Source organism: Methylocystis sp. Se48 (genome assembly GCF_056269425.1).
In genome coordinates, this window is the sequence record NZ_CM149850.1 from 3,198,433 (window position 1) to 3,210,650 (window position 12,218).

The 12,218-nt window shown below is 64.3% G+C and carries 8 protein-coding genes and 1 pseudogene; 3 read left to right on the top strand and 6 right to left on the bottom strand.

Translation table 11 applies throughout. The features are described from left to right. Positions 1-78 precede the first annotated feature (78 nt). Both ACV959_RS15550 and ACV959_RS15555 read left to right on the top strand, forming a co-directional pair. The gene (locus tag ACV959_RS15550) at positions 79-2,493 is read left to right on the top strand and encodes a penicillin-binding protein 1A (RefSeq protein WP_475737470.1); all 2,415 of its coding nucleotides are present in this window, start codon (positions 79-81) and stop codon (positions 2,491-2,493) included. 110 nt (positions 2,494-2,603) lie between these two features. After that, positions 2,604-3,413 (top strand): enoyl-CoA hydratase, encoded by an 810-nt coding sequence (locus tag ACV959_RS15555; protein WP_475737471.1) that lies wholly within the window; start codon positions 2,604-2,606, stop codon positions 3,411-3,413. 206 nt (positions 3,414-3,619) lie between these two features. On the opposite strand, the gene ACV959_RS15560 is transcribed toward ACV959_RS15555, so the two are convergent. Next, on the bottom strand, positions 3,620-4,054 hold the full coding sequence (locus ACV959_RS15560) for a hypothetical protein (RefSeq protein ID WP_475737472.1): 435 nt from the start codon (positions 4,052-4,054) through the stop codon (positions 3,620-3,622). 38 nt (positions 4,055-4,092) lie between these two features. Here ACV959_RS15560 and ACV959_RS15565 point away from each other — a divergent pair. Further along, positions 4,093-4,482: pseudogene (locus tag ACV959_RS15565) on the top strand (IS5/IS1182 family transposase); the annotation flags it as partial. 116 nt (positions 4,483-4,598) lie between these two features. Here the strand turns inward: ACV959_RS15565 and ACV959_RS15570 are convergent. The 5 genes from ACV959_RS15570 to ACV959_RS15590 form a co-directional block, all read right to left on the bottom strand. After that, a complete protein-coding gene (locus tag ACV959_RS15570; RefSeq protein ID WP_475737473.1) occupies positions 4,599-4,838 on the bottom strand; it encodes a hypothetical protein in 240 nt (79 codons plus the stop codon). A gap of 372 nt (positions 4,839-5,210) precedes the next feature. Beyond that, positions 5,211-6,356 (bottom strand): DegT/DnrJ/EryC1/StrS family aminotransferase, encoded by a 1,146-nt coding sequence (locus ACV959_RS15575; RefSeq protein WP_475737474.1) that lies wholly within the window; start codon positions 6,354-6,356, stop codon positions 5,211-5,213. Positions 6,357-6,395: 39 nt separating this feature from the next. Then, on the bottom strand, positions 6,396-8,558 hold the full coding sequence (locus ACV959_RS15580) for a Wzz/FepE/Etk N-terminal domain-containing protein (protein WP_475737475.1): 2,163 nt from the start codon (positions 8,556-8,558) through the stop codon (positions 6,396-6,398). 66 nt (positions 8,559-8,624) lie between these two features. Beyond that, on the bottom strand, positions 8,625-10,517 hold the full coding sequence (locus ACV959_RS15585) for a polysaccharide biosynthesis protein (RefSeq protein ID WP_475737476.1): 1,893 nt from the start codon (positions 10,515-10,517) through the stop codon (positions 8,625-8,627). 242 nt (positions 10,518-10,759) lie between these two features. Beyond that, positions 10,760-12,103 (bottom strand): IS1380 family transposase, encoded by a 1,344-nt coding sequence (locus ACV959_RS15590; RefSeq protein ID WP_475736692.1) that lies wholly within the window; start codon positions 12,101-12,103, stop codon positions 10,760-10,762. Positions 12,104-12,218 lie beyond the last annotated feature (115 nt).

Sequence of the window (12,218 nt, forward strand, 5' to 3'; positions counted from 1 at the left end):
ACGGGACGCGCCGGCGCCATATACGGAGCAGGCGGAACGCCGCGGAGTTCCCCGCGCCCCGCTGAGAGGAAGATTTTCATGCGACTTCTCGCAAGGTTCATCGGCTTTGTCTTCGCGACCGGCGCGATCGTCTTCCTGATCGGCGCCGTCGCCGCCGCGACATTGATCTACTACTATTCGAAAGATCTTCCTGACACGGCGCAACTGAGGAATTACGAGCCTCCGGTCACGACGCGCCTGCACGCCGGCGACGGCTCGATTCTCGCGGAATATTCCCGCGAGCGTCGCCTCTTCCTGCCGAGCTCCGCCATTCCCGCGCTGGTGAAACAGGCCTTCATCTCGGCCGAAGACAAGAATTTTTACTCCCACAACGGCATCGACCCCGAGGGCGTGACCCGCGCGGTGATGGTGCTCGCCCAGGGCGGCCGCCATGTGCAGGGCGCCTCGACCATCACCCAACAGGTCGCCAAGAACTTCCTCGTCGGCAACGAGCGATCCATCGACCGCAAGATCCGCGAGGCGCTGATCTCGTTCCGCATCGAGGCCGCCTATTCGAAGGAACGCATCCTCGAACTCTATCTCAACGAGATTTACCTCGGCCTCGGCAACTACGGCGTCGCCGCGGCCGCGCTCAATTATTTCAACAAATCCGTCAACGAGCTGACGCTCGCGGAAGCCGCCTATTTGGCGGCCCTTCCCAAGGGGCCGAACAATTACCACCCCTTCCAGCACCGCGATCGCGCCATCGAGCGCCGCAATTACGTCATCGACCGCATGGAGGCCGATGGCGTCGTGACGCATGAGGAGGCGGAGAAGGCTAAGGCCGAGCCGCTTGGCGTCAATCCCCGCGCGCTGTCGCCCAACACCTATGTCGCCGGCTATTTCGCCGAGGAAGTGCGCCGCGAGCTGCTCGGGCGCTATGGCGAGAAGGGGCTCTACGAAGGCGGGCTCTCGGTGCGCACCACGCTCGACCCGAAGATGCAGGCCTGGACGCGCAAGGCGCTCGCCGACGGCCTCGTGCGCTTCGACGAGGCGCATGGCTTCCGCGGTCCGATGAATCACATCGACGTCTCGTCTGATTGGGGCGTTACGCTCGCAGCCATTCCGGCGCTGGGCGACATCAAGCCCTGGCGCCTCGCCGTGGTGCTGGATGTGAACGACGCCGGCGCCCGCATCGGCCTCCAGCCCGGCCGCGAGGCGTCGGGCGAAGTGGCGCGCGAGCGCGAGACGGGCCTGCTCACGGCGGAAGGCATGCGTTGGACCGGGCGCAGCCCGCGAAGCGCGTTGTCTGTCGGCGACGTGATCTATGTCGAGCCCATGGCCGGCAATCCGGGACGCTACCGCCTGCGCCAGATTCCGGAAATCTCCGGCGCCATGGTGGCCATGGACCCCTATACGGGCCGCGTCTTTTCCATGGTCGGCGGTTTCTCCTTCGATCAGTCGGAGTTTAACCGGGCGACGCAGGCGCTGCGTCAGCCGGGTTCGGCCTTCAAGCCTTTCGTCTACGCCACGGCGCTGGACAACGGCTACACGCCGTCGTCGTCGATCCTCGACGAGCCGATCTCCATCCAGCAGCCCGACGGCAGCTACTGGACGCCGGAAAACTTCGAGGGCGGCCACGGAACCGGCGCGCATCCGCTGCGCTACGGCATCGAGCACTCGAAGAACATGATGACCGTGCGTCTCGCCAAGGACGTGGGCATGCCGCTCATTGCGGAATACGCCAAGCGCTTCGGCATCTACGACGACATGGGCCCCTATCTCTCCCTGTCCCTGGGCGCCGGCGAAACCACGCTGCTCAAGATGGTCACCGGCTACTCCATGCTGGCGAACGGCGGCAAGCGCATCAAGCCGACGCTGATCGACCGCGTGCAGGACCGCTGGGGCAAGACCATCTACCGCCACGACGAGCGGCAATGCCTCGGCTGCGACGCCGCCAAATGGGACAATCAGAATGAGCCCAAGCTGATCGACAAGCGGGAGCAGGTGCTCGATCCCCTCACCGCCTATCAGATCACCTCCATCATGGAGGGCGTGATCCAGCGCGGCACGGGCGTTTCGATCAAGTCGGTCGGCAAGCATCTCGCCGGGAAGACGGGCACGACCAACGACGCGAAGGATCTCTGGTTCGTCGGCTTCTCGCCCGATCTCGCCGTCGGCGTCTACATCGGCTACGACCGGCCGCGCTCCATGGGCAGCCACGCGCAGGCGGCCCTTTTCGCCGCGCCGATCTTCCGCGACTTCATGACGGTCGCGCTGAAGGACAAGCCTGACACCCCCTTCCGGGTGCCGCCGGGAATCAAGCTGATCTCCGTCGATCCGCGTTCCGGCCTGCGCTCCTCGGGCCAGGGCACTATCCTGGAGGCCTTCAAGCCCGGCACGGCGCCGCCAGACTCCTATTCCGCCGGCGGCGGCGGCGGCGGCCCGCGCCAGCTCAGCACGCCGCGCGACGTCGACCAGCAGGTCGGCAGCGGCACGGGCGGGCTGTATTGATTCCATCGGCGGCCGGGAACAAAGGATTTCGGCGGCCGTTTTTTCGCTGATCCCGCGTCGAGAAAATCCGCCGACGGCGGGCGACGGCCGCATGAGCCAGGATTGTCTCGATGAGCTCCCAGCGGGAAACCGACGCGCGCGTCGCTGTCGAGGAAGCGGACCGCGTCGCGGTTCTGACCCTGAACGCCCCGGCGTCGCGCAACGCCCTCTCCCTTGCGATGCTGGCCGCCCTGACCCAGCGCGTCGACGCCGTCTCGCGTCGCGCAGACATCCGCGCGGTCGTCCTGCAGGCGGAGGGACCGGCCTTTTGCGCCGGCCATGACCTCAAAGAGCTGACCGCCCATCGCAACGACCCCGATCGCGGCCGCGCCTTCTTCGAGGAGACGATGCGCGCCTGCTCGGCGCTGATGCAAAAGATCGTCGCCCTGCCGCAACCGGTCGTCGCCGCCGTCGACGCGATGGCGACCGCCGCCGGTTGCCAGCTCGTCGCGAGCTGCGACCTCGCCGTGGCCGGCCCAGGCGCGCGGTTCTGCACGCCGGGCGTCGACATCGGCCTTTTCTGTTCGACGCCCGCTGTCGCGCTCTCCCGCAACGTCGCGCCCAAACATGCGATGGAGATGCTGCTGACCGGCGCGCCCATCGGCGCGGAGGCGGCGCTGCGCATCGGCCTCGTCAACCGGCTGGCCCCGGAAGGCGCGCGCGCCGGCGCGCTGGCGCTGGCGCGTCTCATCGCGGCGAAGTCGCCGCAAGCGATCCGCTTCGGCAAGGCGGCGTTTTACGCCCAGCGCGAACAGCCGCTCGCGGAAGCCTATGAGCTGGCGAGCGCCGTGATGGTCGAGAATATGTTGGCGCAGGACGCGAAAGAAGGGATCGCGGCCTTTCTGGAGAAGCGCGCGCCGGGGTGGCCGCAATGCGAGTGAATTTGTTAACCAGCGTGAGACAAGTTGTATTATGGTGATCGCGGGCGAGACAAAAGAGCGTTGTTTTTACAATAGGCTATGAAGGCGCTGACATTGAGCGCTTTGTGGCAATTTTAAACGACGCAGGCATAACCACGCTAGGACGTGAACTCATAAACGTGTAGCCAACATGTAGCCGGATTCCCGAATCGGGGCGGGCGTCATTCTCATGTCCTTTTCCAAGCCGATTGATCGCAGCGCTTCGTTCCGCGGCGGCGGTTGAAGTTATGCGGCTGCGCATCGCTGGAGACGGCGGCTTCGTCGTCCGTGAACAACTCGGAAGGCTCTGATGTGAGGGGGTTTTCGGCGCAGTCGACGTAATCGTTTTCGCAAGCTTCGCCTGTGTTTGGATCGGTTTCCTTGCAAATTGATCGGCGGCGTTTGTTGTGAACCTGTCCTCTCCTCGATATCGGCGAGGGAGAGTCGCGATGCGGCCGAAGGAGCGGCGGGATAGCGGGCGGAAGGATGTGTTTCGCTCGCGGCTCGATCAGACTGTCGACATGGGGCGTCCGCTGCCGAAGCTCGCCGCGGCGATCGGCTGGGGTTTTCTCGAGCAGCGCTTCGACGCGGTTGATGGCCGGGCTCGCGATCTTGAAGCGCATGCGCGACCTCTCCGACGAAGCCCTGTGCGAGCGCTGGATTCGCCGTCAAGGCGTCGGGGGCGACCACGCTGCGCGCCTCGAAGGGCGGCCAGTTCGTCACGCATGTGAAGGCGCTGGCGGGCGCGCCCTATGACGGTCACACGCTGGCCGTGGCGATGCCGGAGATGGAGCGACAGATCGGCGCGACGATCAAGCGCGAGTTGCGGCGACGCTCCGCCGTCGAACCGGTCATCGGACATTTGAAGGCCGATCACCGCATGGGCCGCAATTTCCTCGCCCATACGACCGGCGACGCCGCCAGCGCCGTCTTCGCCGCAGCCGGATACAACTTCCGGCGCCTGCTCAAATGGCTCGCGCTTTTGTGCGCCTTCCTCCTCCGCGCCTTCGCCCAGCCGGAAAAGTCAGAAAATCAAACAAGCCCCGCGTGAGCCGCGTTCTTCAGGGGGGGGGACTCCTGACGCCCGAAGGCGACCGGCTGAGCGCCCGGCTCCGCCGCTCTGCGCCGGCGAGCGGGGACGACGCCCATCGTCCCCGCCGCTCACAATCAGTGTTTGCGCTTCTTGCCGCCGTCGCCGCCGCCGAGTTCGGCGCGGCATGCGGGGCTCAGCGAACCTATATTCGCGCGCAGGCACTTCTCGATCGCGATCTCGTCCGGCACCTGGGCCTCGCAGAAGCGATAGGCGTCCGCTTCGCAGGCGGCGCGCTGGGCGGCGGTGCCTTCGGCCGAGGCCGACGAAACGACCAGCAGCGCCGATAGAGCCGAGAGCCAGAAAAAGATCCGCATTCAGACGTCCCTTCGTGGTTGATGTGCAATCCCTGCGGAACACGGGCCGCAGCGCCCAATCAGGACAGACTTGCGCGGCGCCCATCGCCCCTCGCCGCCGTCTGGGCTCTTTCTATGCCGTGCGGCGGTCCTTCTGTCCACTGCGGCGCAGGCCGCAAAAAAGGAGCCGCCGGTTGTCCAGCGGCCCAAGGTCAGGGAGGAAATGCCCAAGGAGAGCACCTCTCGATCTGACGAGCGTCCTGTGGCGAAACTGTGGTTGCAGCGCAGTCGGGACACGGAGACCTGCGAGCTGTTGCCGACGCGCCACAGCGCACGGCCAGAAGTCCCGACCGGACAGCCAGGAAATCGTCGCAGGCGCAGGGTTCGGACCGGTCAGGCCAGCGCTTCTCTCAAAACGCCGACGACCCGATCGAGTTCCTCGTCGGTGATCCCGGGAAACAGCGGCAAGGTCACGGCGCCGGCGAAATATCTGTCGGCGACGGGAAAATCTCCCGCCTTCGAGGGACAGAGCTCGCGCCAGTACGTCATCTGATGCAGCGGACGATAGTGCACCGACGACCCGACGCCTGCGGCGGTCAACGCGCCGATGACGTCGTCGCGCGTCGCCCGCGCGCGTTCATGAATGCGCACGGGAAAAATATGCCAGGAATGCAGCGACCCGGACGGCGCGGCGCTCGGGCAGTCGAGCGGCAGCCCCTCCAGCAGTTCGATATACCTCATCGCCGCTTTTTGCCGTTGCGCCTGCAACGCATTGGCCTTCGACAACTGGACCACCCCTAGCGCCGAGGCGACGTCGGTGAGGTTGTATTTGAACCCGGGCGCGACGATGTCATAGGCCCAGGCCGCCCCGATCTTGCGGAAGCGGTCGAAAGAATCGAAGCTCAGCCCATGTGTGCGCATGACCCGCGCCCGTTTGGCGACCTCCGGGTTCCTCGTCACGAGCATTCCGCCTTCGCCCGTCGTGATCGTCTTGTTGGCGTAAAAGCTGAAGACGCAGGCGTCCGTGTCCCAGGCGCCGATCAGGCGGCCGTCGCGGGCGGCGGGAAGCGCATGGGCCGCGTCCTCGATGACTTTCAGCCCGCGCCGGCGCGCGAAATCAAGCACCGCCCCCATGTCGCAGGGGTAGCCTGCGAAATGCACCGGCATGATCGCCTTGCAATTCGGCGTCAGGAGCCGTTCCGCCGCCGCGAGGTCGATCGTGTAGGAGACCGGGTCGACGTCCACGAGCGCCACCTCGGCCCCGAGATAACGAACGACTTCGGCGGTGGCGGTGAAGGTCAGCGTCGGCACGAGAACGCGATCGCCCGGCCCGATGCCGCAGGCCTCGACGGCGAGATGCAATCCGGCGGTCGCCGAATTCACGGCCACCGCCTCGACGCCGCCGCCGAGAAACTCGGAAAACTTCTGTTCGAACTCCCGGGTCTTCGGACCCGTCGTCAACCATCCCGATCGCAAAACCGAAACGACGGCCTCGACCTCCTCGTCGCCGATCGCCGGCCGGAAAAATGGAACGCTCACTTCGTCACCTCGTTGACGCGAACGCGCGCGCTGCGCGCGTCACGCCACATGCCGTCGGCCGGAATTGTTCGAATAATAGACGCTGTAATTGAGGTGATAGCTTTCGCCCGAGTCGGGACGTTCGTAAAGCCTGATCTCCTCCATCGACACATAGTTGAGAACGGCGCCCAGCAACTTGTCCTTGATGTAGCGTTCGTTCTCCAGCGCGACGCGCACGGCGTTGCGCGGCGTCGAGCCCCATTTGACAATGAGGAGGAAAGCGTCGACTGCCGGAGCGAGGCCGCGTGCGCTGACGACCGGCCCCATCGGCGGGAGATCCAGCACGATGTAATCGAATGGCTGCTCGCCGCCTGGCAGGAATGGACGCAAATCCTCCGGCGACAGTCCTTCCGCGATACGCGAATCGTTGGCGGACTGGCTGCATGGCATGACGTAGAGCCCGCTCTCCGGCTCACGCCAGAGTCCATGCGGCGCGGAGACGGACGCAATTCGCCTTTCGCTCCTGAGATGGCGCGTCAGGCTTTGACTGCGCAGGTCCGCATCGACGAGCAGCGCCTTGCCGCCCTGCCAGGCAAGGAGGCTCGCGAAATTCTTGGCGATGAGCGTTTTGCCCTCGTCGGGCAGGAGCGAAACTACGCCGATGACCTTCGTGCGCCGGCCGGTCAATTTCAGGTCGGCGGCGACTTTCACGGATCGCAATGTTTCGGTGAAGCCGGACAAGGGATTATCGACGGCGTAGCGCATCAGATTGCCCGGCGAAGGAGCGGCCGGATCCGCGGGCGTCTCCGTGAGATCTGGCAGCATTCCGATCAGGTCGACGCCCAATTCCTCGCGCAGCTGCGCTCCCGTTCGAAATACGCGATCAGAATACTCGCGCATGACCGCGGCGCCGAAACCAAGCATGGCGCCGACGCCGAGACACGCCGCCAGGATGATCGACTTTCTCGGGTGGGTCGGGCTGAGCGGAGGATGCGCTTCCGCGACGACGTGTCCGGTCGTGAAAGGAAATCCCTTCTGCCGGACGGCTTCCTCGTACATCTGCGCATAATTTTGATAGAGCGTTTTGTAGTTCTCCGCGTTCTGTTCGAGATGGCGCAACTGCACCAGCGCGTCGTTGGCGAGCAACGACTTGTCCTGCAACTGCGCAAGCTTGCCGGCAAGCGCCTTTTCCCGAGCCGCCGCGATTTCATATTCGTTACGGTAGGAGTCTGCGATCCGCCCGAGTTCCTGGAACAGGAAATTCTTGAGTTCGTCGACCGTATGTTGCTGGTTGACGACGGCGCCGTGGGTTGGCCCGAGCCGGCGCTCCAAATCGATCTTTCGCCGCGTCGCTTCGAGATATTTGGTGCGCAGATCGCTCATTACATTGTTGTTCAATGCCTCGGTGACGGCTGCGTCTGTCTGATGATTGTCGATAATGCTCTTCAGGCGCTCGTAACGCGCTCGCGCCTGCGCAGTGGCGGCGCCTTCCGCAACCAACTGGGACGTCAGTTCGCTGGTCTGCTGTTCGGTGATCAGCGTGCCTTTGGATGACAGCAAATTGTGTTCAGCCTTGAACTTCTGAACCGCCTTGTCCGCTTCGATCGACAGCCCATGGAGTTCCTCCACTCGCTTCTGCAGCCAGCCCTGCGCGCCCCGCATCGCCTCCGAACGGCGCTTCAGTTCCTGTTCCACATAGGCTTGGGCAAAAGCGTTGGCGATCTCAGCCGCACGGACGGGATCAGGCGCGACATATTCGATCTGTAGAATATTCGTGCGCGTGGCGCGGGACACGCGAAGATTCTTGTCGAGCACCTTCGCCGCCTCGAGCTCACGCTGCTTGACGGGATCGACCCGGCTCGAACCGCCCGACGAAACGAAGGAGGTGAGCCTTTTCCACAGAGACGGCTTGGCGTCGGGCGTATCCGCGAGTTTCAACTTCCTCACGACCGCGAGGGCGACATCCTCCGAGCGAAGCACCTCCGCTTCGCTCTCGACGATCGCGGAATCGAGCGGGGCGCCGCTCGCCAGCGTGCTGACGTCCCGCAACGCGCGCATCTGCCGCTGCTCGACGAGGATCTCCGCCGTGGCGGTGTACGTCCGCGTCGCCGTCATGACGTACAGGAGCCCGAGGGCGCCGCTGGCGAGACAGCAAGCCGTGATGAGCCTCGCATTTCGCCGCAGCATCGGGAGCACATTGGAAATGTCGAAGTTCGTCGCCATCAATCAGGATCTCATCTTTTCTTCGAACGAAAACATATCGCGCGAGGGCCGCAGTCTATCTGTTTCTTAGCGGCTTCGCCGACCGCCTGGATTGCCCATCGCATGGTGCCGGCCGACGCTCCTCGCGGCGAAACCGGGAGCCGGCAGAAGCGGACTTAGGCTCGCTGCACGCTCGCGCCTCGGCTTCTGAACGAAAGGCGCCGGCACGTTGAAATCTCCATCAATCACGGAACGGATGATGGCGTTCATGGTTTCCGCGTCTCCTGCCGGGCCGAGAGCGACCAGACTGTCGCGAAGTTCACGCATGCGCGCCAACTCCTGAACGTGAGAACGCGCCAGTCTGATGCCCGGAACGTCCGTGGTCTCTAATGTCTCATTATCGTCGAAAAGTTCCTCGTGAAGTTTTTCGCCGCTTCGGATCCCGGTGAATTCTATCTTAACGTCCTTGTCGGGAACGAGGCCCGCGAGCGAGATCATGCGACGCGCCAGATCGACGATCGGCACGGGGTCTCCCATGTCGAGCACGAGAATGGCGCCCGCCCATTCCTTGTAATCGACCCCAAACGCCGCCCCTTGCAGCACGAGCTCGACCGCTTCGGGGATCGTCATGAAATAGCGCGTCATCTCCTTGTCGGTCACGGTGACGGGGCCGCCGCGCTTGATTTGCTGTTCGAAAATCGGCACCACCGAGCCGCTCGAACCGAGCACATTGCCGAAACGGACCACCATGAAACGCGTGCGGCGGCCCGCCTGGGAACAATGCATGTCCATGGACTGGCAGTAGGCTTCCGCGAGCCGCTTGGACATGCCCATCGTATTGCTCGGTTTGACCGCCTTGTCGGTGGAAACCATGATCATTGCGGCCGCGCCCACGGCCGCGGCCGCATCGGCCACGTAGGACGCCCCCACCATGTTCGTCAGCAAGCCTTCGGTCGGATTGCTCTCGACCAGAGGGACATGTTTGTAAGCCGCAGCGTGGAAGACCAGGTCGACGCTCGCCTCGCGAAAGATTTTCTCGATTTTCTCGCGGTCGCGAACGGAAGCCAGAATTGGCTGCACGACCCCCGCGTGATCCGAAGCGGCAAGCTCGCGCTCGATCTGAAAGAGATTGTACTCGCTGTGATCGATGATGATGAGCTTCGCCGGATTGCGCTTCAACAGGCGCCGGCATAGCTCCGAACCGATGCTCCCGCCGCCGCCGGTCACGACCACCGCCTTGCCGTGGATGAGCTGCCCGATGGTCTCGAGTTGAAGCGCCACGGGCTCACGCCCCAAAAGGTCGGTGACCTTCACGGGCTCGAAAGCAAAAGCCTCATTCGCCTTTTGCAAAAGGTCGCAAGCCGTCGGAAGACGCACGGCTCTCAGGCCGCTCGCCGCCGTCATGTCGACGATCTCGCGCAACTTCTGACGGGGCAATCCGCTGGCTGGCAGAACGAGTTGCTTCGGCCTCTCCATCCCGGAGGGCATGCGCTCGAGAATTTCGGGCAGGTTCGCCACGGCGCCGAGAACCTTGACGCCCCTGACCCGACGATCTCTGCTCGATGGATCATCGTCGACGATTCCCACGACCTTGAAGGCCTGAGCGCTGGTCGATTTCAGCGAGCGCAGAAAACCGTCCGTCTCGGACGTTGCGCCATAAACGAGAAGGTTGACGGGCCGGCCGCGCCCGGCGTCATCGAGCGCATCCTTGCGCGCCCACAACCTCACGCCACCTTCGCAAAGGGAGCGATACAGGACCCGCATCCCGCCCATGAGGGTGATCATGATGAAAACAGCGATGATAGGGGCGGAATAAGCATCGCGGCCGACGAGCAACACGCTCAACGCCGTAAAGGTCGTCGCTGCGATCAGCACGTCGCGGGCCATCACGAAAAAGTCCGCGACCGAGGCAAAGCGCCATGACACTGTGTGCAGACCGGTGTTCAGATAGACGACGGCGCAAACGCAGCAAAAGAGCACGAGGTCCGCCGGAAGCGCGCCCTTGCCCAGAACGGCCGCGCCGCCTTTCCCGAGAAATTCGGCAATCAGGAAACTCAGCGAGCTAACCTGACCTATTCAGGACGACGGGCGTCTGCGTGCCTTTTTGCGAGATGCTGACTCCAGGCGTGCGGCGCCGTTCGTCTTTTTCACCGCCTGAGGATCGGTACTGTTGATTACGCGCTGGAGGGGACGGACGGACGAAGGGGCGGACGGCCCGTCGCTTACGGGCCGAGCGGGGAGAGCGCGCCGGGCAACCCGCGGAACAGATCGGCCTCTGGGCAACAGGCAGCGAAGGCGAGGCGCACACGGCTGGCCGTCTCGACGACTCTGGCCGCGACCTTGATCAGCCGGAGCCGCAGGGTCGCGAACTCCGCCTTCGCCAGATCGCGGGCCTTGGGAATGGCGTCGCGCACTGTCAGCATCAACCAATAGGCAGCCGTGTGCAGCACGAGGCGCACCTGATTGGCGACGGCGGACCGGCAGGACGTGCGATCCGACGCCAGCTGCGTCTTGTGCAACTTGATCAGGTTCTCGGCCTGCCCGCGCGCGCAATAGAGGCTGTCGTAGATCCACTCGGGCGAGCCGTGTTCGAGATTGGTGACGACGAAGCGGATGTCGAGGCCGAGCGTCGTCGCCTCGATGCGAGCAACGGCGCGCCGCTCGCGGCTCCATGATTTCGCCTTGTGGCGCGTCTCGGCATAATCGCGCACGACCGGCTTGTCGGAGACAGCGCGCTCGGTACGGATCGCGTCGGCGGCGTCATCGACCTTCCTCGACAGAGGCTTCGAGCCAGGCAGCCCAAAGACGTAATCGACGCCATTGTCCTCGCACCACGCCATCGCCTCTGGCCGGGCGTAATGGCCGTCGCCGCGGAAAGTGAAGCGGGTCTTGGTCCAGCGCTTGCGGACATGCCGCACAAGACGCCGCAGATGCGCGCGCACTTCGACGCCGGACGGCGTCTTGCCCGGCCGCAGGACGACCGCGACCGGACGGCTGCGTTCGGTGTCGTAGACATGGATCGGCAGGAAGCAGCGTTCGTCATAATGCGCGTTGAACAGCGACAGCTGTTGATGGCCATGCACGACATCGCAGGTGTCGTCGATGTCCAGAATGACGGACGCAGGCTCGCGTTCGTAAGACGCCATCCACTGATCGACGAGCGCATAGGTCAGGCGGATCGCATCCTTCAGGGAAGGCGCGTTCTCCAGCCGCGACAGCGTCGGCTGCGAACAAAGATCGGCGCCGGTCTCGGGCAACCTTCCGCAGGCAAGCTTGAACGCGGGATCGGCACGCAGGCTGTCGAGATCGTCGGCGTCCTCATAGCCGCAGGCGATGGCGAAGGCGCGCGCGCGGATCATGTCGGCGAGCGTGTGCGTGATCCGGGACGGATCGCGCCGATCCGGAAAGGCGCGGGCAAGCCTATCGGCGATCCCCAGACGACGTTCGGCCAGCGCCAGCAACATGACGCCGCCATCGGACGTGAGGCGGCCTCCGTCGAAATCGGCTGTGACTTTCTTGCGAGCCACGGCTGGAAACGAGAACGGCAGAATCGTAGTGTCGGTCATGGCGGGCGTGGCTGGCGCGGAATGCGCGTGAGGTTGGCTTAGACACCCGAATCCTACGCGGCATCAAATCGCTATGCTACCCTTGCCAGCCTCGAAACACTCACGTCACGAATAA

Coding starts and splice junctions, on each gene's coding strand:
- ACV959_RS15590 (WP_475736692.1), bottom strand. CDS start 12,103: ATGACCGACACTACGATTCTGCCGTTCTCGTTTCCAGCCGTGGCTCGC.
- ACV959_RS15580 (WP_475737475.1), bottom strand. CDS start 8,558: ATGGCGACGAACTTCGACATTTCCAATGTGCTCCCGATGCTGCGGCGA.
- ACV959_RS15570 (WP_475737473.1), bottom strand. CDS start 4,838: ATGCGGATCTTTTTCTGGCTCTCGGCTCTATCGGCGCTGCTGGTCGTT.
- ACV959_RS15550 (WP_475737470.1), top strand. CDS start 79: ATGCGACTTCTCGCAAGGTTCATCGGCTTTGTCTTCGCGACCGGCGCG.
- ACV959_RS15555 (WP_475737471.1), top strand. CDS start 2,604: ATGAGCTCCCAGCGGGAAACCGACGCGCGCGTCGCTGTCGAGGAAGCG.
- ACV959_RS15560 (WP_475737472.1), bottom strand. CDS start 4,054: ATGCGCTTCAAGATCGCGAGCCCGGCCATCAACCGCGTCGAAGCGCTG.